This window comes from Nocardia elegans NBRC 108235, assembly GCF_001612845.1.
GTDB lineage: Bacteria > Actinomycetota > Actinomycetes > Mycobacteriales > Mycobacteriaceae > Nocardia > Nocardia nova.
Map to the genome: position 1 here is coordinate 38,339 of NZ_BDBF01000012.1, position 23,395 is coordinate 61,733.

Here is a 23,395-nt window from a genome sequence, read left to right on the forward strand (position 1 = left end):
CGCACCCGTCGGCCAATCCGGTGGCCCGGCCGGCGTTCAGCAATTAGCGTAGGCCGGGTGAGCATCGCATCTGCGGCCGTGGACGAGCAGTTCCGCGCGCTGCCGCTGGCCGCCCTGACCGATGCGGCGTTGACGGCGGCGCGCGCGGCCGGCGCCGACTACGCCGATCTGCGGGTGCATCGGCTGCTGACGCAATCGATCCGGTTGCGCGACGCCCGCGTCGAATCCATCGACAATGCCGACGACCTGGGCTTCGCGGTCCGCGTGATCGTCGACGGTACGTGGGGTTTCGCCTCGCACTGCGAACTGACGCCCGCGACCGCCGTGGCGGTGGCCCAGCGCGCGGTCACTGTCGCGGCGACGCTGCGGGCGCTCAACCGCGAGCGGGTCGAACTCGCCGGCGAACCGGTCTACCGCGACGCGACTTGGGTCTCGCCCTACGAGGTGGACCCGTTCACCGTGCCCACGCCGGAGAAGGTCGTGCTGCTGCAGGACTATTCGCAGCGCCTGTCCTCGGCCGCGGGCATCGATCACGTGACGGCATCGGTGCTGCAGGTCAAGGAGCAGACCTACTACGCCGACACCGCGGGTTCCACGATCACCCAGCAGCGGGTGCGGCTGCATCCGCAACTCGAGGCCATCACCGTCGACGTTGCGACGGGGGGTTTCGAGACCATGCGGACCCTCGCCGCCCCGGCCGGGCGCGGCTGGGAGTACGTCACCGGCGCCGACGGCGTCTGGGACTGGAACGAGGAACTGGCACGGATGCCGCAGTGGCTGGCCGAGAAGGTCGCCGCGCCGTCGGTGACGCCGGGTCCCACCGACCTGGTGATCGACCCGACCAATCTGTGGCTGACGATTCACGAATCCATCGGTCACGCCACCGAATACGATCGCGCGATCGGCTATGAATCGGCCTACGCCGGAACTTCCTTCGCCACTCCCGACCAGCTCGGAACGCTGCGCTACGGCACCCCGATCATGCACGTCACCGGTGATCGGACTCAGGAGTACGGACTGGCGACGGTCGGCTACGACGACGAGGGGGTGGCCGGGCAGCGCTGGGATCTGGTGCGCGACGGCATCCTGATCGGCTATCAGCTCGACCGGGTCTTCGCGCCTCGTCTCGGGGTGCCCCGGTCCAACGGGTGCTCCTACGCCGATTCCGCCCATCACGTGCCCATCCAGCGCATGGCCAACGTATCGCTGCAACCCGATCCGGAATCCGATACCAGCACCGCCGAGCTGATCTCTCGGGTCGAGGACGGGATCTACATCGTGGGCGACCGGTCCTGGTCGATCGACATGCAGCGCTACAACTTCCAGTTCACCGGGCAGCGCTTCTTCCGGATTCGCAACGGGCAGTTGGCCGGCCAGCTGCGCGACGTCGCCTACCAGGCCACCACCACCGACTTCTGGGGCGCGATGGAAGCCGTCGGCGGCCCGTCGACCTGGGTCCTCGGCGGGGCGTTCAACTGCGGTAAGGCCCAGCCCGGCCAGGTCGCGGCGGTATCGCACGGATGTCCGTCGGTGCTGGTGCGCGGGGTGAACATCCTCAACACCCGCCAGGAGGCGGGGTAATGGTCACGATTCGGAATTGGCACACAACGCGGGAGGCCGGTCGGTGACGATGATGCACGGCGCGGAGGTCGTGGAGCGGGCGCTGGCCCTCGCGCGCGCGGACGAGACGATCGTCATCGTCACCGACGCCTCCGAGGCCTCGCTGCGCTGGGCCGGCAATTCCATGACCACCAACGGGTCGTCGGTGTCACGATCCTGGGCGGTGGTGTCGATCCTGCGCGAGGGCCCGCGCTCGGCGCGGGTGGGCAGTGTCGGTTCCACAAGCGTGGATCCCGCCGAGATCGAGGCCGTGGTGCGCAGCGCCGAGGAGGCGGCTCGCACCGCCGAGCCCGCCGCGGACGCGATGCCGCTGCTGGACCCGGAAACCGCCGGCGCACACCAGGATTCGGAGTGGTCGGGCCCCGTGCGCGAGACCGGCATCGAGGTGTTCACCGGACTCGCCGGTGAGCTCGCGGTCGGGTTCGCCGGCGCCGACCGGATCTACGGTTTCGCCCATCATCAACTGCACACCACCTGGCTGGGCACGTCCACCGGCATCCGCCGCCGGTGGACCGAGCCCACCGGATCCATCGAGATCAACGGCAAGCGCGGCGGAGACGGCGATCCAGCGAGCGCCTGGGTGGGCGCGCCGACCGCCGATTTCACCGATATCGGCGTCACCGCACTACTGGCCGAGCTGAGCCGGCGCCTGGACTGGTGTGCCCGCCGGGTCGAGTTGCCGGCCGGTCGCTATCCCACCCTGCTGCCGCCCTCGGCGGTCGCCGACCTGCTGATTCCGATGCTGTGGTCGATGGACGGACGCGGCGCCCACGAGGGGCACACCGCATTCGCCCGGGCCGGCGGCACCCGCATCGGGGAGCGGCTCACCGACCTGCCACTGACGTTGTACTCGGATCCGACTGCCGCGGGTTTGGAGTACCGGCCGTTCGTCGCGACCGCCGCTTCGTCGGAGACCTCCTCGGTCTTCGACAACGGACTCTCGGCCGGTCGCGCCGACTGGTTGCGCGAGGGAGTGATCGAGTCGCTCATATATCCGCGCGCCGTGGCCGCCCAGTACGACGCTCCGGTCACGGTGGCCGGTGAGAATCTGCTGCTGAGCGGCGGGACGGATACCACTCTCGAGCAGATGATCGCGACTACCGAGCGCGGCCTGTTGCTGACCTGCCTGTGGTACATCCGCGAGGTCGATCCGGCCACGCTGTTGCAGACCGGCCTGACTCGCGACGGGGTGTACCTGGTGGAGGACGGCGCGGTCACCGCCGCGGTCAACAACTTCCGCTTCAACGAGAGCCCGCTGGATCTGCTGCGGCGTGCCACCGAGGTCGGCGCCACCGAGATCACGCTGCCGCGCGAATGGAAGGACTGGTTCACCCGCACGGCCATGCCGCCGATGCGGATCCCCGACTTCCACATGTCCTCGGTCAGCCAGGCCACCTGAGCGCGGTCACCCGCACTCAGCGCATAGATCGCGGCCGCAGCCGCACGACCACCGTGCCGCGGCCGAGGGCGGCACGCAGCTGTTCCCGGTCGACATTGCCGTCGGCATCGAGGCTGACGCCGGCGAAGCGGCCGTGCGTCGGGTTCTGGGTGAGGATGATGCGGTAGGGCTCGGCGATCTCGTCTTCGCCGGAGATCACCTCCCAGTCCGCGAGCCGCTCCCGGCCGCGCCAGGTGATCCGCACCGGTTCGCCCGGCCGCAGATTACGCCGCCAGCCCGCCGCGGTGCCGACCAGCAGTGCGCCGTCCGATTCGGCGTAGCCGACCGGATTCGCGTAGACGCGGCCGGTTTTGCGACCGACCACGGTGACGATCATCAATTTCGCGCTGAGCAGCCGATGCAGCGGCGACCGCAACAGGGCGCGCATGCCGGCGTCGACCGCCGTTTGCATACGCAACCGGCCCCGGCCCGCCGATTCGCTCGCCGCGGTGCCGGCCGATGGGGGTGTGCTGGGAGTGGACATGTCGACAGCTCCGATCAGTATTTTCGAGTGCCTACTCAGAAAATACGACGGGTTGCGGCATACTGCAAGAGCACGACCGATCGGAAGGAATACGCGGTGCCCCGCCAGCACGCCCAGAACACCGAACCGCCCGCACGCACTCGGGGGCGGCCGCGCAGCGGAGTGCGGGAGGCCGTCATCGCGGCCGCACAGGAAGTCCTCACCGGTTCCGGGGTCGCGCGGCTCACCACCAAGGAAGTCGCCATTCGCGTCGCCGAATCGAGCATCTTCTATCACTTCGGCGATCGCACCGGCCTGCTCCAAGCGGTGATCCAGCATCACCTGCGGCCGCTGAAGGATATGCTCGCCGATCCGTCCCATTCCGTGGACGCGGCCGAATCCGCCGATCTGCGAAGCGATCTCGTGCACCTGGTGACCGTGTTGGAGGACTTCTTCCGTGCCGCACTACCTGTCATGGCGGCGATCGACTCCGACGCCGAATTGCGCGCGGTCTACTCCGAACGCAGCCGCGACTTCGACCTTGGCCCGCATCGCGCCCTGGATGTGGTGATCGGACATCTGTCGGCCCGCCACCACATCGTCACCGAACCACGCACCGCCGCATTACTACTCGTGGGCGCGGCCCACCAGCGAGCACTCCAGTCGCGGATGAGCCCTCCGGAAGCACGGGCCGCACTCCCCTCCCCGGAGGCGATCGCCGACGCGACCCTTCCCCTGTTCCGCGGAGTGTTTCCAGGTTGATTCTCGATTCGGCGTAGCGGTCACCGTGACGCGCCGACCCGGTCCGGCGTCCGGTGAGGGCGGTCCGAGCCGTTGCCGCCTCCTCGGCAGAAGGGTCACGGCCGACGGTTTCAGGCTGATCACCGCCCTTGCGTGGCGGCGGTGGAGATGATGCCGAGGAATGCGGCGGCGGCCGGTGTGCCGGTAGTGCGGTTCCAGACGACGTACTCGACTCGTGCCGGTGCATCGGAGACGTCAACCGTGGCGACTCCGGTGAGCTGCGGTGCGTAGGCTGCGGGCAGCATGGCGACGGCAAGCCCCGGCCTGACGAGACGGCCGATGTAATCAGCGGTGGTCACCTCGAAGGCGACCTCGCGATCGAGTCCGGCGGCGGCGAACGCCTGGTCGGATTGGATCCGCCCGGCGGTTCCGGCGGGAAGATCGACGAATACCTCGGCGGAGAGCCTACGCAGGTCGACCGCGGGTTCTGCGGCGAGCGGATGGTCCGGCGCGACGACGGCGACCAGCCGGTCGCGAGCCAACTCCCGGACCGCGACCCCCTGCGGTGTCGCGGTGGTCGGCAGACCGAGGAAGGCGATGTCGAGCGCGCCGTCGCGTACCTGTTCGGCCAGGTCCTCGCTGGCGCCGACGCGCAAACTGATCCGCACGTGCGGGTAGCGGCGCCGGAACTCACGCAACGCATCCGGCACGTCGACCGCGGCGACCGTCGGAATCAAGCCCACGGCCAGGCGGCCACGAATCTCGCCGACGGCCGCGGCGACCTCAGCGGCTGCACGTTCTGCCGCGTCCAGACATTGCCGTGCCGCGGGCAGGAATGCCACGCCCGCCGGTGTCAAACGCACACGGCGGCTGGTGCGCTCGAAGAGTTTCGCGCCGAGTTCCCTTTCCAGGCGGGCGATTTGGTGACTGAGTGCGGACTGAACGACCAGACACCGTTCGGCCGCGCGTGTGAAGCTGTTCGTCTCCGCGACCGCGACGACATAGCGCATCTGCTGGAGTTCCATGCATCAATCATGATTTGCGATCGATCCTGTGACAAACATGTGTTGGACTCATAGATCTCACGCGGGTGAGATATCCGATATGAAAAGCGCAGGAGCACTGAGGATTTCCGACAGAGTTGGCGGTGCGGCACGGGGCGATCTGTCCCGGACCGCACTCACGGCCTTCGCCCCGGCGGTCTGGGGCACGACCTACATCACCACCACCGAACTGCTGCCGCCCGGGCACCCTCTGTTCGCTGCGACGCTGCGGGCATTGCCCGCCGGGCTGATCGTCCTGGCTGTCACCCGGACGATGCCGCATGGGCAATGGTGGTGGAAGGCCGCGGTGCTCGGTGTGCTGAATATCGGTTTGCTGAACGCGCTGCTGTTCATCGCCGCCGAGCGGTTGCCGGGCGGGGTGGCGGCGACGCTGGTCGCGGCACAACCGTTGATCGTCGCTCTCCTGGCGGTGGCCGTCCTGCACGAGCGAGCGTCGATCTGGCGCCTGATCTGGGGTGTGATCGGCGTGGCGGGCGTCGGTCTCGTGGTGATCGGACCGTCCGCGGCGCTGGACGCGGTCGGGGTGGCGGCGGGTCTGGCGAGCGCCGGCTCGATGGCGCTGGGACTCACGCTCACCAAGCGCTGGGGACGTCCCGTCGGCGTCGGCCCGGTCACCTTCGCCGGCTGGCAGTTGACCGCGGGCGGCGCATTCCTGCTGCCACTCACCGTTCTCGTCGAGGGACGTCCACCCGCGATCGATTCGGCGGCGGCATTCGGCTATCTGTGGCTCGGCCTGGCCGGCGGTCTGATCGCCTATGTGCTGTGGTTCCGCGGTATCACCACCCTGCCCGTCGCCTCCACCGCGGTACTCGTGCTGCTCTCGCCGCTGGTCGCCGCCGTTCTCGGCGCTGTTCTCCTGGCCCAGACGCTGGGGCCGATTCAACTGATGGGGTTCGCACTCTCGCTCGCCGCCATCGTCGCGGGCCAGCTTCCGGCACCGGCCCGCCCCGCGCCCGTCCTGGGAGGAGTACGGCGATGACGAGGACGAATGGACAGGCGGTCCTGGTCACGGGCGCGACCGGCGGCCAAGGCGGCGCGGTCGCCCGCACTCTGCTCGCCCGCGGCTTCGCGGTGCGCGCCCTGGTGCGTGATCCGACGAAGCCGCAAGCGGCGGCGCTCGCAGCGCTCGGGGCGGAAATCGTCGTGGGCGATCTCGGCGATCTCCACGTGTTGCGGGCGGGGGCGCGCGGTGCATCAGGCGTCTTCAGTGTGCAGCCGGCCGATATGACCGACCCGCGGCCGGAAATCGAAGTGCGACAGGGCAAGAACGTTGCCGCCGCGGCCGAAGCCGAGGGCGTCGACCATCTGGTCTACAGTTCCGTCGCCGCGCATCGCGGTTCCGGGGTGGCGCACTTCGAGGCCAAGGCGGACATCGAGGCATACATCGATGCCCTCGGTGTGCCTGCGACGGTTTTGCGACCGGTGTTCTTCATGGAGAACTGGCGGTATCTGATTCCGGCGGCCGTCGGCGGCCGGCGAATCGGCGCACTGCCGCTGGGCCCGGATACCACCCTCCAGATGATCGCGCTGAGCGATATCGGCCGGATCGCCGCGGACGTGTTCGATCAACGGCCCGAATATCTCGGCCGGAAGCTCGACATCGCCGGTGACGAGTTGACCGTGCGCCGGATCGCCGAGGTGTTCACCGATGTCGACGGCATCCCCACCCGGTTCGAACGACCACCGATCGACGCAGTGCGTGCGGAGGCCGGAGACGTAGCGACGATGTTCGACTGGCTCGACACGTACGGCTATCGCGTCGACATCCCCGCACTGCGCGGGCGATTCCCCCAGCTGTTGCGCCTCGAGGACTGGTTGCGGGAGGAACGCGGAAAATGAAGCGGCCCTTCGTAATCCCGCTGATACTCCTATGGTTGGGTGTCGCCGCACCCGCACCTGCGCAGGCCCAGCCGGCGCTGTTTCCCGCCACGATCGACCTGCCCGCCGGCTTCCGGCCCGAAGGTATCGAGATCGGGACGCTCCCGGTCGCGTATATCGGGTCGGCCTCCGACGGCTCCATCTATCGAGCCGACCTGATATCCGGGCGGGGGACGATACTGACTCCCGGTCGAGGCACGCCGTCGCTCGGTCTCCGGCTCGACTCGCACGACCGGTTGTTCGTCGCGGGCGGCACCGGCGGCGATATTCGTGTCATCGATGTGCGCACCGGTGCGGTGCTCGCGAGCTACCGGGTCGGCACCGCGCCGGGCACCTTCGTCAACGATGCGGTGTTCACGCCCACGGGTGCCTGGTTCACCGACTCCCGCAAACCCGTGCTGTATCACCTGCCCCTCGGCCCCGACGGCGCGCTGCCCCCGTCCGAGGCGGTGGTCCGGCTGCCGCTGATCGGCGATATCACCTATGTGCCCGACGCGATCAACGCGAACGGAATCGTGCCCACCCCCGACGGCGCGGGATTGGTCATCGTGCAGTCGGCGACCGGACAGCTGTTCCGCGTCGACCCGGCGACCGGTGTCACGCGACGGGTCGATCTCGGGGGCGATGCAGTGCCGGCCGGGGACGGTCTTCTTCTGCGCGACACCACCCTGCTCGTGGTCCAGAACCGGCTCGATGCCGTCGCCGTTATCACGCTCGATCGCACGGGCACGACCGGCAGGGTCGAGCGGCGGATCACCGACCCACGCTTCGACGTCCCGACAACGGTCGCATGCTTCGGTCGTCGCCTGTATCTGCCCAACGCGCGGTACGACACGCCTCCGGGGCCGACCACGCCCTATTCGGTGGTCGCAGTGGATTGGCCGCGGTAAACCGGAAAGCGTGCCGGGCTACCGAGCGGAACTGACCGGACGCCCGTCAGGCCGAGGCGCTGAGGCGTGCGGACTGCCACACCTCGGCCAACTCCTGCAGCGGGATTCCGAGCGCCCCGGAGAGGCCGACGACGGTGCCGAATGCCGGGCTGGGCAGCCGGCCGGATTCGATCTTGCGCAGCGTTTCCGGTGAGATGCCAGCCGCGCGGGCGATCTCCGCGGGGTCCCGATCGCCCCGGACCGCACGCAGATGCGCGCCCAGGCGGCGACCGGCCTCCACCTGGGCCGGGGTCAGCGGAAGTCGAACCATGCCCCCAGCATAGAGCTGGTATTCAAATACCGCTACGGTTACAGTCGGTATATAAATACCGATACCAGGGAGGTTTCGTGGTCGAACTGAAGACAGCCGCCGAGATCGAGCGGATGGGCGTGGCCGGACGCTTCGTCGCCGAGGTGCTCGCGGAGCTGAGGGAAAAGGCCGAGGTCGGGGTGAATCTGCTCGATCTGGAAAAGCATGTGCGGCAGCGCATCCGGGAACGAGGGGCGGTGTCGTGCTACTGGGACTACGCGCCCTCGTTCGGTCGCGGCCCGTTCCGCAACACCGTCTGCCTGTCGGTCAACGACGCGGTTCTGCACGGACTGCCCTACGACTACCGGTTACGCGACGGTGACGTGCTGACCATGGATCTGGCGGTCTCGGTCGACGGCTGGGTCGCCGACGCCGCCGTCAGCACCATCGTCGGCACCGCCGATCCCGAGGACGCCCGGCTGGTGGCCGCGACCGAAGAGGCCTTGGCCGCCGCCGTCGAGGCCGCCCGGCCAGGTGGGCGGCTCGGGGACATCTCCGCGGCCATCGCGGCGGTCGCGCGGCGGCACGGCTACCCCGTCAACACCGAATTCGGCGGCCACGGGCTCGGCCGCACCATGCACGAGGATCCGCACATCCCCAACGCCGGGCGCGCCGGGCGCGGCATGCGGCTCGTGCCCGGCCTGACCATCGCGATCGAGCCCTGGTTCGCCCGCACCACCGATCGCATCATCACCGATCCGGACGGATGGACGATCCGTTCCGCCGACGGCTCGCGCACCGCACATTCCGAACATACGGTCGCCATCACCGACGCGGGCCCCCGAATCCTCACGCACACGGCATGATTCACCCTGTCCCCTGCCGATCAGGAAGGGTCGTTCGCAGCCCGATCGGGCAACGGAGGTGGTGACGCTCCGCCGCCGCCTCCGGGCTCGACCGATTAGGCTCGGCAGTCGTGGACAATCCTTTCGGCCCCGCCGGTACCGCGAACTACGTTCTGCTCACCACCTACAAGAAGGACGGCACACCGGTCGCGACCCCGGTGTGGGCGGCGCTCGACGATGCGAAGTTGTACGTCTGGACCGAGACCGCGGCCTGGAAGGTCAAGCGGGTGCGGCGCAATCCGGAGGTCACCCTGCAGCCCTGCAGCGTGTCGGGTAAGCCGCACGGGGAGATCGTGCGCGGCACCGCCCGGGTGCTCGACGAGGAGGGCAGCGACCGGACCCGGCAGCTGATCAAGCGCAAGTACTCGCTCATGGGCTGGCTGATCGTCACCGGCAGCGTGCTGCGGCGCGGCCGCAAGGGTACGATCGGCATCGAAATCGCCGCTGCCCCAGCCTGATCCGCGACGATCTCACTCGATCGGCGGTGGTCACTCCCCCGCCGGTTGGGCGGTGATCGCCAGCCCGACCGAGCGATCCTTGCCGAAGATCAACTTGTGGCCGCGGATCAGCAGGGTGCCGATCACGCCGTATTTGTGGGCGATGAGATCGCGGACCCGTTCGGTCCCGTCGCCATCGAGGACGCGCGCCGTCCCGGCGCTCACCGGCGATCCGGACGTGCGGCCGCGGGCGTCGCAGGCCTGAACCGTCACCGCGGCGTTGCGGTGCAGCCGTTTCACCTTCCAGCTCTTCGGATTGGTCCAGACCACCAGCCGGTCGCCGTCGGGAGCCACCCAGACCGGGACCCCGACCGGCGTGCCGTCCTTCTTGTAGGTGGTGAGCAGGACGTACTTCTGCTGTGCGAGTTCGTTCCAGGTCATATCCCCACGGTAGGGGCCGAACCCGCGCCCGCGCATCCGCCGCGCGGCGCAGGATCCGGTGCGCCCGCCGACGTAGCGGCCGCACCGGTCCGCACTACTCGAGTTCGCCCTCGGTTTCGAGGTAGATCTGCCGCAGCCGGTCCAGTGTTTCCGGCTGCGGGGCCTCCCACAGTTTGCGTTCGGCCGCCTCGAGCAGGCGTTCGGCGATGCCGTGCAGTGCCCACGGATTCGACTCGGTCATGAACTTGCGGTTCACGTCGTCGAAAACGTAGCTCTCCGAGAGCTTTTCGTACATCCAGTCGGCGACGACATTGGTGGTGGCGTCGTAACCGAACAGGTAGTCGACCGTCGCGGCCATCTCGAACGCCCCCTTGTAGCCGTGGCGGCGCATCGCCTCGAGCCAGCGCGGATTCACCACGCGGGAGCGGAACACCCGGGTGGTCTCCTCGGAGAGGGTGCGGGTGCGCACCGCGTCGGGACGCGTCGAATCGCCGATGTAGGCCTCGGGATTCTTGCCGGTCAGCGCGCGGACGGCGGCGACCATTCCCCCGTGGTACTGGAAGTAGTCGTCGGAATCGGCGATGTCGTGCTCACGGGTATCGGTGTTCTTGGCCGCGACCGCGATGCGCCGGTAGGCCGCGCGCATATCGTCGGCGGCCGGCGCGCCGTCCAGGCCACGGCCGTAGGCGTAGCCGCCCCAGGTGGTGTACACCTGGGCCAGATCGTCGTCGGTGCGCCAGCTCTTGGAGTCGATCAGCTGCAACAGACCGGCACCGTAGGTACCGGGTTTGGAACCGAAGATCCGGGTGGTGGCGCGGCGCCGGTCACCGTGTTCGGCCAGATCGGAATCGGTGTGCGCGCGAACGTAATTCGATTCCGCCGGTTCGTCCAGCTCGGCGACCAGCCGGACCGCGTCGTCGAGCAGCGCCAGCACGTGCGGGAACGCGTCGCGGAAGAATCCGGAGATTCGCACGGTGACGTCGATGCGCGGGCGGCCCAGCTCGGCCAGGTCGATTACCTCCAGGCGGGTGACCCGGCGGCTCGCCTCGTCCCACACCGGCCGCACACCCAGCAGCGCGAACACCTCGGCGATATCGTCACCGGCGGTCCGCATGGCCGAGGTGCCCCACACCGAGAGCCCGACCGAGCGCGGGTAGTCGCCGTGATCGGCGCGATAGCGCTCGAGCAGCGAATCCGCCATCGCCTGCCCGGTCTCCCAGGCCAGCCGCGACGGCACCGCCTTCGGATCCACGGAATAGAAGTTCCGCCCGGTCGGCAGCACGTTGATCAGACCGCGCAGCGGCGAACCGCTCGGCCCGGCCGGGATGAATCCACCGTCCAGGGCGTGCAGGATCCGCTCGATCTCGACTCCGGTCTGCCGCAATCGGGGCACGACTTCGGTTGCGGCGAAGCGCAATACGGCCGCGAGGGTGTCCGGGGCGGCGGGTTCGTGGCGAGCCACCAGCTCCTCCACCGCCGCCGGCGACCACTCCGCGGCCTGCAGCGCGGCCAGCAGTGTCCGGGCGCGCTGCTCGACGACATCGATGCGCTCGCGTGATTCCTCCCCGGATTCGTCGAGCCCCAGCGCCTCGCGCAGCCCCGGCACCGCGACTTCCCCACCCCACAGCTGGCGGGCGCGCAACATGGCCAGCACCAGATCCAGTTCTCCCTCGCCGGCCGGGGCCTGGCCCAGGATGTGCAGGCCGTCGCGGATCTGCACGTCCTTGATCTCGCACAGCCAGCCGTCGACGTGCAGCAGCATGTCGTCGAAGGTGTCCTCGTCCGGCCGCTCCGCGAGCCCCAGGTCGTGGTCCATCTTCGCGGCCCGCATCAGGGTCCAGATCTGCTGGCGGATCGCGGGCAGCTTGGCCGGATCCAGCGCCGAGATGTTGGCGTGCTCGTCGAGCAACTGTTCCAGGCGAGCGATATCGCCGTAGGTCTCCGCGCGGGCCATCGGCGGGATGAGGTGGTCGACCAGCGTGGCGTGAGCGCGGCGTTTGGCCTGGGTACCCTCGCCGGGATCGTTGACCAGGAACGGATAGATCAGCGGCAGATCGCCGAGGGCGGCGTCGGTGCCGCAAGCCGCCGACATCCCCAGCGTCTTGCCGGGCAACCATTCCAGATTGCCGTGTTTGCCCAGATGCACCATCGCGTCGGCGCCGAATCCGCCCTCCTCGGCCGCCGCGGACAACCACCGGTACACCGCCAGATAGTGGTGGCTGGGCGGCAGATCCGGATCGTGGTAGATCGCGACCGGATTCTCACCGAAGCCGCGCGGCGGCTGCACCAGCAGCACGATATTGCCGAAACGCAGTGCGGCGATGACGATTTCGCCGTCCGGATCGGCGGAGCGGTCGACGAACAGTTCGCCCGGTGGCGGCCCCCACGCCTCGACGACCGCGGTGCGCAATTCCTCGGGCAGGGTGGCGAACCAGGCCGAGTACTGCCGGGCGCCGATGCGAATCGGATTGCCCTCCAACTGTTCCGCGCTCAGCCAGTCCGGATCCTGGCCACCGGCGGCGATCAACGCGTGGATCAACGCATCGCCGTCGCGCTCCTCGAGCCCCGGAACCTCGCCCGGCGTGCCGAGATCGTAACCGGCCGTGCGCATCTCGGTCAGCAGCCGGATCGCGCTCGCGGGGGTGTCCAGCCCGACGGCATTGCCGATGCGGGCGTGTTTGGTCGGATACGCCGACAGCATCAGCGCGATCCGGCGCTGCGCCACGGGCAGATGCCGCAGTCGCGCGTGGCGCACCGCGATGCCCGCGACCCGCGCCGCCCGCTCCGGGTCGGGCACATAGGTCGACAGGCCGTCGGCGTCGAACTCCTTGAACGAGAACGGCACCGTGATGATCCGACCGTCGAATTCCGGCACCGCGACCTGGGTGGCGACATCCAGCGGCGAGAGGCCGTCGTCGTTGTCCGCCCACTGGTCCCGGCCGCTGGTCAGGCACAGCCCCTGCAGGATCGGCACATCCAGGTCGGCGAGCGCACCGACATCCCAGGCCTCGTCGTCACCACCGGCGGCCGCGGTCGCGGGTTTGGTGCCGCCCGCGGCCAGCACGGTCACCACCAGCGCGTCCGCGCGGCGCAGCGTGTCGAGCAGATCCGGTTCGGCGTTGCGCAGCGACGCGCAGTACAGCGGCAGCGGGCGGGCGCCGACCTGTTCCAGCGCGCCGCACAGCGCCTCGACGTAGGCCGTATTGCCGGCCAAGTGCTGGGCGCGGTAGTACAACACGGCCACCGTCGGCGCGTCGGCGAGCCGGGAATCGTTGCCGGACAACTCCTTCGGGGTGCGGTCGAGTTCACCCCAGGAGGGCAGCTGGACCGGCGGCTCGAATCCGTGACCGGTCAGCAGCACGGTGTCGGACAGGAAGTTGTGCAGCTGCCGCAGATTGCCGGGCCCGCCCGCGGCCAGATAGTTGTGCGCGTCCGCGGCCACGCCACCCGGGACCGTCGAGCACTCCATCAGTTCGGCATCGGGCGCCATCTCGCCGCCCAGGGCCACCAGCGGGATCCCCGTGGCACGGACCGCGTCCAGCCCTTCCTCCCAGGCGCGGCGACCGCCCAGGATGCGCACCACGACCAGATCGGCGCCCCCGAGCAGTCCCGGCAGATCCTCGACCAGCAGCCGGGCCGGGTTGGCGAGCCGATAGTCGGCGCCGCTCGCGCGCGCGGACAGCAGATCGGTGTCGGACGTGGACAGCAGCAGGATCACGGTTCTCCTCGGGTGACGCGCCCATAGCGGATACGGCCGCCCGCCCGGAGGGTCTGACTGTCACAGTGGCGCGACCGCACCGGAATTGCACCGGTTTTCCTCGTATCGGCGAGCCCCCGGATGCTATCGCACTGCTGTGACCGGTATTTCCCGATCCGATTCCGCGGCGTACGCTGTGAATATGCCGAACTCACCGGGATGGAGCAGGCGGAACCGCTTTGCCGCCTGGTCAGGAATTACATGCATGATGGTTGCTGTCGCATTGCTGGCAATGGCTTTGGCCGCTGCGGCCGGGGGTCACGGCGGGCTGTTGCTCGTCGCCGCCGGCGCCTGTGCGGCGGTCGCGATCTTCGGGCTGCTGGTCTTCGAGTCCACGGTCCGCCGCGACCACGTCGAACGCCACGACACACCACATCTATTGTCGGACAGTTACGTCGACGACCAGCTGTGGCAGGCCGTGATCCGCGCCCGGGACGAGAGCAGCCAGAAGGACCGGTGAGCCGATGCCCGCCACCCCGCCTTGGGTGCGGCGCAACCGTATGGTCGCCTGGACCAGCTACTTCTGCGTTCTGATCGGATTCGGCAGCCTGGCGATGGGACTCACCGCGGCCGCGAGCGGCCATCGCGGCTGGGCTCTCGTCGCCGGCGCGATCTGCGCCACCGCCTTCCTCGGCGGGATGAGCCTGTTCGGCGCGACCGCCCATCACGACCGAGTCACCCACCACGCAGGCCCCAGCCTGCTGTTCGACACTTCCTGGCCGGCCGCCCCGCTCGAACCGTCCCGCACGGCGCACGATCCGCGACGCCGCCTGCGCCTGAGGCGCGGTCACTGACACCGTGAACCGCGGACGCGCCCCGGCCTCGCCCGCGTTCGCCGTGCGCCCGGCTCGTAGGCTGGTGGCATCATGACGCGCTCCGCCCCCGACTCCTGCCCCGGTGTCCTGCGCCTGCATCAGGCCGCCGACGGTCCGCTGGCCCGGATCCGGCTGCCCGGCGGCGCGATCACCCCCGATCAACTGCGGGTGCTGGCCGCGGCGGCCGACGAGCTCGGCAACGGCAGTATCGAACTGACCTCCCGCGGCAATGTGCAATTGCGGCAGATGCACGATGCGGCGGCCCTGGCCGAGCGGCTCGAACAGGCCGAACTGCTGCCCGCGCCCACCCACGAGCGGGTGCGCAACATCGTGGCCTCGCCGCTGTCGGGCCGGGTGGGCGGCTGGAGCGATGTGCACCCGCTGGCCGCGCGACTCGATGCGGAGCTGCGGCAGGCGCCGGAGTTGGCCGCACTGCCCGGGCGCGTGCTGTTCACCCTCGACGACGGCCGCGGCGACATCAGCGGTCTCGGCGGCGATATCGGCGTGCACGCCACCAACGAGGCCGAGTTCGCGCTGGTCCTGGCCGGGCGCGATTCGGGCGCGCGGATCGGCGCCGACCGGGCGGTGGACATGATGCTGGCGGCGGCCCACGGTTTCCAGCGGATGCGCGGCGAGCAGTGGCGGCTACGCGAGGTCGCCGACGGCCCGGCCCGGATCCTGGCCGAATTGGCTCTGGAACCGACCGCCGAACCGATGGATCTCGTTGCTCGCCGAGATATTCCGATCGGCTGGCTCACCCAGGCCGACGACCGGGTCGCGCTCGGGGCGGCGGTGCCGCTGGGCGCCCTGCCCGCCCGGACCGCGGAATTCGTTGCGGCGGTGGAGCATCCGATTCTGATCACCCCCTGGCGCAGCCTCGTCCTGGCCGATATGGACGAGTGGACGGCCGAGCAGGTGGTGCGGGTGCTGGCGCCGATGGGCTTGATCTTCGACGCGAACTCACCGTGGCTCGCGGTGACAGCGTGCGCCGGGCGACCTGGTTGCGCGAAATCGCTGACGGACGTGCGGGCCGACGCGGCCGACGCCGTCATGTCCGGCCGCGTGCTCCCGGTCGGCGCCCCGGCGCCGGACCTGCCGGGCGTCGCGGCCGATCAGGTGGTCGTCGCCGGCCGGCAGCACTGGTCCGGCTGCGATCGGCAATGCGGGCGTCCGGCCGGGCCGGTGACCGAGGTGGTCGCCGAATCCGGCGGCTATCGCATCACCGGACCTCGCGCGGGCGACTGACTTCGCTGTCACCTCACCGGCGGGCGCGGCTCGCTGAGGCACCTCGCCGCGACGCTGTTCCGTTCCGCGTCGCCGCCGATCGGATGGTCGTGGCCGACGGCTCCTGCCGGCACGTCCCCGACAACGCCGTACTTCGCGCACACTGGATCGATGGACTCGTCCGCGGATCAGTCGCCGTCCACCGCCGATCTGCTCTCCGATGCGCAGATCGCACAGCTCTCGCTCCCTCAGCGGCTCGAACTGGTCGCGCGGCTGCGGCCCGACCGGGTGCGGCCGCATCCGCGCCGAGTGCGCGTGGCCCGCGGACTGCGGCTGTCGCTGATGGTCGGCGGTTCGGTCGCGATGATCCCGTGGCTGGTCTACCTCGGGTTCACACTGCCGCAGGACTACGACGCGAATCATTGGGCGCTGGTGTGGATCGGCTTCGACATCCTGCTGGTGGTCATGATGGCGACCACCGCTTACCTCGGCTGGCGACGGCGAGCGCTGGTGATCCTGCCAGCCTCCGGCACCGGGGTGCTGCTGCTCGCCGACGCCTGGTTCGACACGACCACCGCCGGTCCCGACGACATCCGGGTGTCGATCGCGACGGCCGTGCTCGCCGAAGTCCCGCTCGCGGTGCTGCTGCTCACCGGAGCGCTGGCCCTGTTCCGCTATCTCGTCTTCGCCAATCCCCTGCACGATCCGGCCGAATCGCCGTGGCGGGCGCGGTTGCCGTTCTGATGTCGCGGGGGCCGCTCGACGTCGCGGGCCGGGCGGCGCCTCGCCCACGCTGCCGCTCGGGGCCCGGATTCTCACCGCTAGGGTGATGCCCATGTCCGATGTGCGTACCAGCTACCTCACCGACGGGGCCGAGATCTATCGGCGCTCGTTCGCGACGATCCGGGCCGAAGCCGATCTGGCGCGGTTCCCGGCCGATGTCGCGCAGGTGGTGGTGCGCATGATCCACGCGTGCGGACAGGTCGATCTGACCACCGACATCTCGCACACCCCGCAGGTCGTGGCGGCGGCCCGCGCCGCGCTGCGTAGCGGCGCGCCGATCCTGTGCGATGCCACCATGGTCGCCTCCGGCGTCACCCGCAAACGGCTGCCCGCCGACAACGAGGTGCTGTGCCTGCTCGCCGATCCGCGGGTGCCGCAGCTGGCGCGGGAGATGGGCAATACGAGATCGGCTGCGGCACTGGAATTGTGGCGTGATCGCCTCGACGGCGCCGTGGTCGCGATCGGCAATGCCCCGACCGCGCTGTTCCATCTGCTGGACATGCTCGACGCCGGCGCACCCCACCCCGCCGCGGTGCTGGGTATTCCGGTGGGCTTCGTCGGCGCCGCCGAATCCAAGCAGGCCCTGGCCGAATACGGCGACATCGAATACCTCACCGTGCACGGCCGGCGCGGCGGCAGCGCCATCACCGCCGCCGCCCTGAACGCGATCGCGAGTGAGCAGGAATGAGTGCTCAGGACGTGGCTCCCGGGAAGTTGTGGGGCGTGGGACTCGGGCCCGGGGATCCGGAGCTGGTGACGGTGAAGGCGGCTCGCGTCATCGAATCCGCCGACGTCATCGCCTTCCACAGCGCCCGCCACGGTCGCAGCATCTCCCGCTCGATCGCGGCGCCGTACATGCGGCCGGGGCAGCTGGAGGAACATCTGGTCTATCCGGTGACCACCGAGACCACCGACCATCCGGGCGGCTATCAGGGCGCGATCGACGAGTTCTACGAACGTGCCGCCGAGCTGCTGGCCGGACATCTGGCCGCGGGCCGCACCGTCGCGCTGCTGGCGGCCGGCGATCCGCTGTTCTACAGCTCGTACATGCATATGCACCGGCGTCTGGCCGACCGGTTCCCCGCGGAGATCATCCCGGGCATCACCTCGGTCAGTGCCGCCTCCGCCGCGCTCGGCACACCCCTGGTGGAGGGTGAGCAGGTGCTGACGGTGCTGCCCGGGACCATGCCGCCGGACCAGCTGGCCGAACGCCTCTCCGACGCCGACGCCGCGGCGATCATGAAGCTCGGCCGCACCTATCCCGGTGTGCGGCAAGCACTGTCGAAGGCCGGGCGGCTCGATGACGCTTACTACGTGGAACGAGCCAGCACCGGGCGGCAGCGGATCCTGCGCGCCGCCGACGTCTCCGACGCCGATGTGCCGTATTTCGCCATCACCGTCGTGCCCGGACCCGCACCGACCACCGAGATACCCTTCACAACTACCGAAACCGCTGCGGCTCAGGACGATTCGACCGCATCGGATGCTCCCGAGGTCGGTGAGGTCGTCGTCGTGGGACTGGGTCCCGGCTCCGCGCAGTGGACCACGCCCGAGGTCACCCGCGCCCTCGCGGCGGCGACCGATATCGTCGGCTACACCACGTACGTGAATCGGGTGCCGGTCCGCCCCGGGCAGCGCCGCCATCTCAGCGACAACCGGGTCGAATCCGAACGCGCCGCCATGGCCTTGGATCTGGCGAAATCCGGAGCGCGGGTGGTGGTCGTGTCCTCCGGCGATCCCGGGGTGTTCGCGATGGCCGCCGCGGTCGTCGAGGAATCCGCGGATCCACAGTGGCGTGACGTGCCGGTGCGGGTGCTGCCCGGGGTCACTGCGGCCAGTGCCGTGGCCGCCCGCATCGGCGCGCCGCTCGGCCACGACTTCGCGATGATCTCGCTCTCGGACCGTCTCAAGCCGTGGGAGACTGTCGCACAACGGATTTCGGCGGTCGCCGCGGCCGATATGGCGATCGCGATCTACAATCCGGCCTCCACCCAGCGGCGATGGCAGGTGGGCGCCCTGCGTGAACTCGTCCTCGAGCATCGCGGCCCGGACACCCCGGTGGTTCTGGGGCGCGATGTGGGCGGTCCGACCGAATCGGTGCGTGTGACGACCCTCGCCGAGCTGAATCCGGACGAGGTCGATATGCGCACGCTGCTCATCATCGGCGCGTCCACCACCGCCACGGTCGAGACCCCGCACGGAACGCGGGTATTCACCTCGAGGCGGTACGGGCATGCCGCGCAGGACAACGCGGCGACGGTCGCGGCCGACCGGTAAGGCCACACGGGCCGACGCGGTCTCGCTGCTACGGTACACCGTGGCGGTGGAACACCGCTTGGCGGCGCGAGCCTCAGCTTCGGCGCCCGTTCAACCAATCCCACGCCGCTGCAACGGATTCCGCGCACTCGACGCCCTCGGGCACAGGCGGACGGTCGACGACTATGACCGGAATGCCGCACGTACGAGCGGCCGTCAGCTTGGCTGCGGTAAGGTCGCCACCGCTGTCCTTGGTCACCATCGCGGAGATGCGGTGTTCGCGCAGCAGATCGATTTCCTCCGCCACGGTGAACGGGCCACGGGCGAGAAGCAGAAGATGCCGCGGCGGAACAGGTCCGGCGGGCGGGTCGATGGCGCGGATGAGAAACCACGGCTCATCGAGCTCGGCGAAGGCGGCCACGCCCTGGCGGCCGATCGTGAGGAAGACGCGGTCGAATTCGGCCGCGGCGCGGGCGGCGGCGGCCAGATCCGGCACCCGCGACCACCGGTCACCGGGTTCTTCGGACCAGCCCGGCCGGCGCAGATGCACGATCGGCACCCCACCCGCTCGCGCCGCGGCGGCCGCATGCGTGGAGATGGTGCCCGCGAAGGGATGAGTGGCGTCGACGACCACGTCGATCGCATTGTCGGACAGCCAGTTCCGCAGCCCCTCGACGCCGCCGAAGCCGCCGATGCGCACCGCACCGGCGGGCAGCACCGGTTCACGCACGCGTCCGGCGAGCGAGGAGACGATGTCGAATCCTCGCTCGCCGGAGACGATTTCGGCCAGCCGCCGGGCCTCCCGGGTGCCGCCGAGAATCAGAACCTTCAGTGTCGCAGCACTTCCGGTGTCAGTTGCCGCTGAAGTAGGCGAAGGCGGAGTCGATCAGCGGCTGACCACCCGCGACCAGCAGGCCGATCACACCACCCAGCACCGCACCCGGGATCGAGCCGATGCCGATGAACAGCAGGCCGACCAGGAAGCCGATCACCGCGCCCACCGCGGCACCCAGCGAGGCGTGCTGCAACTCGGAGAAGAACCAGTCCTGACCGGAAATGTTCTTCACCGACGAGATCGGCTGCCCCTGCGGGGTCAGCGTCAGGCTGGTGCCGTCCTCGTTCACCGCGGCGGCGACGGAGGTGCCGTTGGGGCCCTTGGCCGAAAGCGGGTAGCTCATCACCACGGCGCCCTTGTCGTTGGTCAGGGTGACCGCCGACTTGTCCGAGGTGAGGGCGAACTTGCCGCCCGTCACCGTGGTGACGATCTTGTTGCCCATGTCGGCGAGTTCGGTGGTGTAGCCGACACCCTGGTCCGTGCCTTGCACGGCCGGGCTCTGCTGGGTCTGCACCTGGCTCGGCGCCGGCGCGGGCGCGGCGGGCTCGGCGTAAGCGGTACCGTAGGCGATGCTCGTCGCCGCGATGGCGATCAGCGAGGTGCCGACAATATTGGTGAATCTCATCTATTTCCCATCGGATCGATCACCCGACATAACGATCGGATTGCGCTGCCCCGAAACATTTCCGCAGGTCAGGCGGTTGCCGACTGCAGGAATCGAGCCAGAATCGTTACTTTACCGTCACTTTGGGGATTCAGGTACTCCATCCGTTGGGAGTTGCCGACGGCTTTGCGCCCGAGCCCGCGCCTGTCGATGGAGTGGCGTGCGGCTATCGACGATCCCCCAAATGACCCGATCGCAGGATCGTCGATGTTCTGCTCGAAGACAAGGCCGGCGCTGTGCACGAGTCAGGCTGAACTCACCAGCGCTCGGTAACGGCCGCAGCATCGTTGCGGGTCAAGCCATCGTCGGTGTTTCCGCGCGATCACTGCCGGCACCCTGGTGGAGCGTCGCGCAATTCAGTGCCGATCGGCCAGCCGGACAACGAAGCGCAGACCCGACCACGTCTCATCGATCGCGCACGTCTTGTTGTCGACAAGTCCTGCGGCCAAGCCGAATTCGCGCACGACGGTATCGCTGAGATCGGTAGCTACCCCGCTGGACTTCTTGGGCCAGGCGACCCAGAGGCCACCCGCCTGCGCGAGGCGGGCGCGCCACGTGCCGAATCCTCGGTCCAGGGACCGGTAGTCGAGGCAGAAGCCGACGACCACGTCATACTGCCCGCGCCCGGCGCGCCGCTGCAGGCAGACCTGCTCAGGCAGAGGTTCGAGCGCGAATCCACTCGGGGCGTGGGCGAGCAGCACGCGGCTGCCGGACCGGATGCCGAGCTTGCGGGCCAACGGGGCGCCGGAATATCCCGCCATGCGCCCACGATACGTGCTTCGCGATCGGCGAACGTGTGCCACGACGGCCAGGACCGCCGGGGCGGGAAGAATCGGTTCCTGCTACTTGATCCCCTTGATCGACACAGATCAGGTTTTCGCGGCGCGCCCGTCTGTACATGTGAGATCGACTCACGAGAGGCTGGCAACAATGCGGAAAATAGTCTTCGGCATGAACGTGACCCTGGACGGCTACATCGCCGCGCCTGGCGACGACATCGGCTGGAGCGCGCCGAGCGACGAACTGTTCCAGTGGTGGCTCGGCCAGGAGCAGGCGAACGACATGTCGCTGTACGGGCGCAAGCTGTGGGAGAACATGAGCTCCTACTGGCCGACCGGCGACCAGCAGCCCGACGCCACCCCGGCGCAGATCGAGTTCGCGCGAAACTGGCGGGACACGCCGAAGGTGGTGTTCTCCTCGACGATCGACAACGTCGACTGGAACACCCGCCTGGTCACCGGCGACGCGGTCGCCGAAATCACCCGGCTCGAGGCCGAGGGGGGCGGCACGATGAGCATCGGCGGCGCGACGCTCGCCGGGGCCGCCATGCGAGCCGGGCTGATCGACGAGTACGCGATCGTCACCCATCCGGTCCTGGTGGGTGGCGGCACACCGTTCTTCCCGGCGCTGGACCGCTGGGTGAACCTGAATCTGGTGGAAACGCGGACGTTTCCCGGCGGCGCGGTGCTGACCCGATACGAGACGAGGCGATGAGTACGGGCCAGAGTGAGGTATTGACCGACTCGCTGGAGATGCGGACGACGAGTCGTCGATCGTGACAATTCTTCAGGGCATCAAGACGCCCCGTCGGCAACGCCGGCGGGGCGACGGTGTTCTCGTCGTCGCGTTGGGTTCTGTCAGTCGGGGCGTCCCCACAGTGATTTCGGTGACGCCCGCTCCGTGCGCTGGACTCGTCGACGAGCGCGACCTCGAGATCACAGTGTCGGGGGAAGGCCCAGCCATGGTTTGTCGGTGGCGTCGAATCCGGTGAGCTCGGCGATCTTCCCGTCGGCGATGTGCAAAACCGCGATGTTCAACAACCGGTACTCCGGGTCGTCGGGGGTGCGGAGGTAAAGGACGGCGGCAGGCATCCGATTGACTGTCGTGGCGATACAGCGCCAGTCGTCGTAGCCGCGCTGGAAAAGCCCACCGGAGACCCAGCCGTCCACCGCGTCCTGAGCTCCGACGATGACGGTGCCCGGATCAGGCAGCATCGCGAAGCGCAGGTCGTCGCGCAGCAGAGACATCAATCCGGCGAGGTCGTTGCGCTCATGGGCGTCGATGTAGGACTTCACCACGCCGCGCTCGTCATCCGACAGCTCGTGCGTGGCCGGGCTTCGCCAGTCGAGGCGACGGCCGGGCAGCTGCGCACGCATCGTCACACGCGCCCGCTGCAGGGCACTGGTGACCGATGCGACGGTCAGCTCGAGGGCTTCGGCGGCCTTCGGCGCCGGCAAGCCGAGGACGTCACGCAGGATGAACACCGCCCGCTGCCGCGGCGGCAGGTGCTGGACGGCGACGATGAACGCCAGCTCGATCGTCTCCCGCGCCACGACCGATTCCTGCGGGTCGTCGGGGAGCATCCGGTCGGGGTACGGCTGCAGGTGCGGCACCTCGGAGCCGGGGTCCGACAGCCCATACGGCACGGGTGTCCGGTCGTTGCGCTTCTCCAGGAAGTCGAGGCAGGCGTTGGTCGCGATCCGGTACAACCAGGTCCGCAGCGTGGCATGGCCCTGGAACGACTCCCGCTTGTTCCACGCTCGCAGAAACGTCTCCTGCGTCAAGTCCCGGGCGTCCTCGTAGTTCGCGAGCATCCGGTAGCAGTGCACCTGCAGCTCACGCCGGTGGCGCTCGGTGATGTCCGCGAACCGCGCCGTGTCGCCCGAGCGGGCCGCCGCGATGAACGTGGCCTCATCGGCGCCCAGCGCTCTGGCGTCGGTCATGGTCATCAATCCTTCCACTGGTGCGAGGGGCTACCAGAGCTGACGACGTGGCGGAGGATTTCTGATCGCCGCCGCTGCGTTGGCACCACAACCAGGGGTCGAAAGATCGATCTTGGGAAACGGTCACTGCGTCACCGCGTGAATGATCGTGTCGGCGTGGAGGTTTGCATCC

The 23,395-nt window shown here is 69.2% G+C and carries 24 protein-coding genes; 15 read left to right on the forward strand and 9 right to left on the reverse strand.

Features of this window, described 5'->3' with window-relative positions; all coding sequences use genetic code 11:
* Positions 1-57: 57 nt before the first annotated feature.
* On the forward strand, positions 58-1,581 hold the full coding sequence (locus tag NE2_RS10190) for a TldD/PmbA family protein (RefSeq protein ID WP_084493939.1): 1,524 nt from the start codon (positions 58-60) through the stop codon (positions 1,579-1,581).
* A gap of 49 nt (positions 1,582-1,630) precedes the next feature.
* On the forward strand, positions 1,631-3,019 hold the full coding sequence (locus tag NE2_RS10195) for a metallopeptidase TldD-related protein (protein WP_063025702.1): 1,389 nt from the start codon (positions 1,631-1,633) through the stop codon (positions 3,017-3,019).
* 16 nt (positions 3,020-3,035) lie between these two features.
* Here NE2_RS10195 and NE2_RS10200 read toward each other — a convergent pair whose 3' ends face one another.
* Entirely contained in the window at positions 3,036-3,542 is a 507-nt protein-coding gene (locus NE2_RS10200) for a nitroreductase/quinone reductase family protein (protein ID WP_063025703.1), read from the reverse strand.
* A gap of 96 nt (positions 3,543-3,638) precedes the next feature.
* Here NE2_RS10200 and NE2_RS10205 point away from each other — a divergent pair, with 96 nt between their 5' ends.
* Complete coding sequence (locus NE2_RS10205) at positions 3,639-4,283, forward strand: TetR/AcrR family transcriptional regulator (RefSeq protein ID WP_063025704.1); 645 nt, start codon at positions 3,639-3,641, stop codon at positions 4,281-4,283.
* A 119-nt stretch (positions 4,284-4,402) separates the two neighbouring features.
* On the opposite strand, the gene NE2_RS10210 is transcribed toward NE2_RS10205, so the two are convergent.
* The gene (locus NE2_RS10210) at positions 4,403-5,287 is read right to left on the reverse strand and encodes a LysR family transcriptional regulator (protein ID WP_063025705.1); all 885 of its coding nucleotides are present in this window, start codon (positions 5,285-5,287) and stop codon (positions 4,403-4,405) included.
* A gap of 79 nt (positions 5,288-5,366) precedes the next feature.
* Between NE2_RS10210 and NE2_RS10215 the strand changes: the two genes are divergently transcribed.
* From NE2_RS10215 to NE2_RS10225, 3 genes are read left to right on the forward strand one after another with little or no spacing between them, the layout of a single operon-like run.
* Entirely contained in the window at positions 5,367-6,305 is a 939-nt protein-coding gene (locus NE2_RS10215) for an EamA family transporter (protein ID WP_084493940.1), read from the forward strand.
* Positions 6,302-7,165 (forward strand): NmrA family NAD(P)-binding protein, encoded by an 864-nt coding sequence (locus NE2_RS10220; protein WP_063025706.1) that lies wholly within the window; start codon positions 6,302-6,304, stop codon positions 7,163-7,165. The genes NE2_RS10215 and NE2_RS10220 overlap by 4 nt, the downstream gene beginning before the upstream one ends.
* Positions 7,162-8,094 carry an SMP-30/gluconolactonase/LRE family protein gene (locus NE2_RS10225; protein WP_063025707.1) on the forward strand — a complete coding sequence of 311 codons (933 nt, stop codon included), beginning with the start codon at positions 7,162-7,164 and terminating at the stop codon, positions 8,092-8,094. The genes NE2_RS10220 and NE2_RS10225 overlap by 4 nt, the downstream gene beginning before the upstream one ends.
* Positions 8,095-8,140: 46 nt before the next feature.
* On the opposite strand, the gene NE2_RS10230 is transcribed toward NE2_RS10225, so the two are convergent.
* Positions 8,141-8,404 carry a helix-turn-helix domain-containing protein gene (locus NE2_RS10230; protein WP_039778318.1) on the reverse strand — a complete coding sequence of 88 codons (264 nt, stop codon included), beginning with the start codon at positions 8,402-8,404 and terminating at the stop codon, positions 8,141-8,143.
* Positions 8,405-8,481: 77 nt separating this feature from the next.
* Here NE2_RS10230 and map point away from each other — a divergent pair, with 77 nt between their 5' ends.
* Positions 8,482-9,249, forward strand: coding sequence for a type I methionyl aminopeptidase (map, locus tag NE2_RS10235; RefSeq protein ID WP_063025708.1), 768 nt, complete (start codon positions 8,482-8,484; stop codon positions 9,247-9,249).
* Between the two features lie 110 nt (positions 9,250-9,359).
* The gene (locus NE2_RS10240) at positions 9,360-9,746 is read left to right on the forward strand and encodes a PPOX class F420-dependent oxidoreductase (RefSeq protein WP_063025709.1); all 387 of its coding nucleotides are present in this window, start codon (positions 9,360-9,362) and stop codon (positions 9,744-9,746) included.
* A gap of 30 nt (positions 9,747-9,776) precedes the next feature.
* Here NE2_RS10240 and NE2_RS10245 read toward each other — a convergent pair whose 3' ends face one another.
* Complete coding sequence (locus NE2_RS10245) at positions 9,777-10,166, reverse strand: PPOX class F420-dependent oxidoreductase (RefSeq protein ID WP_063025710.1); 390 nt, start codon at positions 10,164-10,166, stop codon at positions 9,777-9,779.
* 94 nt (positions 10,167-10,260) lie between these two features.
* The gene (gene cobN, locus NE2_RS10250; protein ID WP_063025711.1) at positions 10,261-13,884 is read right to left on the reverse strand and encodes a cobaltochelatase subunit CobN; all 3,624 of its coding nucleotides are present in this window, start codon (positions 13,882-13,884) and stop codon (positions 10,261-10,263) included.
* Positions 13,885-14,128: 244 nt separating this feature from the next.
* Between cobN and NE2_RS10255 the strand changes: the two genes are divergently transcribed.
* The 6 genes from NE2_RS10255 to cobJ all read left to right on the forward strand — a co-directional run bounded on the left by NE2_RS10255 (position 14,129) and on the right by cobJ (position 19,022).
* Positions 14,129-14,383 carry a hypothetical protein gene (locus NE2_RS10255; protein ID WP_146165159.1) on the forward strand — a complete coding sequence of 85 codons (255 nt, stop codon included), beginning with the start codon at positions 14,129-14,131 and terminating at the stop codon, positions 14,381-14,383.
* Positions 14,384-14,387: 4 nt separating this feature from the next.
* The gene (locus NE2_RS36570) at positions 14,388-14,717 is read left to right on the forward strand and encodes a hypothetical protein (protein ID WP_174553925.1); all 330 of its coding nucleotides are present in this window, start codon (positions 14,388-14,390) and stop codon (positions 14,715-14,717) included.
* A gap of 72 nt (positions 14,718-14,789) precedes the next feature.
* A complete protein-coding gene (gene cobG / locus NE2_RS10265; RefSeq protein ID WP_063025714.1) occupies positions 14,790-15,983 on the forward strand; it encodes a precorrin-3B synthase in 1,194 nt (397 codons plus the stop codon).
* A 150-nt stretch (positions 15,984-16,133) separates the two neighbouring features.
* Positions 16,134-16,706 (forward strand): hypothetical protein, encoded by a 573-nt coding sequence (locus NE2_RS10270; protein WP_063025715.1) that lies wholly within the window; start codon positions 16,134-16,136, stop codon positions 16,704-16,706.
* Positions 16,707-16,797: 91 nt separating this feature from the next.
* Positions 16,798-17,433, forward strand: a complete 636-nt coding sequence (locus NE2_RS10275) for a precorrin-8X methylmutase (RefSeq protein ID WP_063025716.1) — start codon at positions 16,798-16,800, stop codon at positions 17,431-17,433.
* Positions 17,430-19,022 carry a precorrin-3B C(17)-methyltransferase gene (gene cobJ, locus NE2_RS10280; protein WP_063025717.1) on the forward strand — a complete coding sequence of 531 codons (1,593 nt, stop codon included), beginning with the start codon at positions 17,430-17,432 and terminating at the stop codon, positions 19,020-19,022. The genes NE2_RS10275 and cobJ overlap by 4 nt, the downstream gene beginning before the upstream one ends.
* Before the next feature lie 73 nt (positions 19,023-19,095).
* On the opposite strand, the gene NE2_RS10285 is transcribed toward cobJ, so the two are convergent.
* The 3 genes from NE2_RS10285 to NE2_RS10295 form a co-directional block, all read right to left on the reverse strand.
* Positions 19,096-19,833, reverse strand: a complete 738-nt coding sequence (locus NE2_RS10285; protein ID WP_063025718.1) for a cobalt-precorrin-6A reductase — start codon at positions 19,831-19,833, stop codon at positions 19,096-19,098.
* A 19-nt stretch (positions 19,834-19,852) separates the two neighbouring features.
* Positions 19,853-20,461: a DUF8020 domain-containing protein gene (locus NE2_RS10290; protein WP_030517045.1), complete on the reverse strand. Its 609-nt coding sequence runs from the start codon at positions 20,459-20,461 to the stop codon at positions 19,853-19,855.
* Between the two features lie 395 nt (positions 20,462-20,856).
* Positions 20,857-21,261 (reverse strand): DUF3052 family protein, encoded by a 405-nt coding sequence (locus NE2_RS10295; RefSeq protein WP_063025719.1) that lies wholly within the window; start codon positions 21,259-21,261, stop codon positions 20,857-20,859.
* Between the two features lie 169 nt (positions 21,262-21,430).
* Between NE2_RS10295 and NE2_RS10300 the strand changes: the two genes are divergently transcribed.
* Positions 21,431-21,994, forward strand: a complete 564-nt coding sequence (locus NE2_RS10300; RefSeq protein WP_063025720.1) for a dihydrofolate reductase family protein — start codon at positions 21,431-21,433, stop codon at positions 21,992-21,994.
* Positions 21,995-22,215: 221 nt separating this feature from the next.
* On the opposite strand, the gene NE2_RS10305 is transcribed toward NE2_RS10300, so the two are convergent.
* The gene (locus NE2_RS10305) at positions 22,216-23,223 is read right to left on the reverse strand and encodes an RNA polymerase subunit sigma-70 (RefSeq protein WP_063025721.1); all 1,008 of its coding nucleotides are present in this window, start codon (positions 23,221-23,223) and stop codon (positions 22,216-22,218) included.
* Between the last annotated feature and the right edge of the window lie 172 nt (positions 23,224-23,395).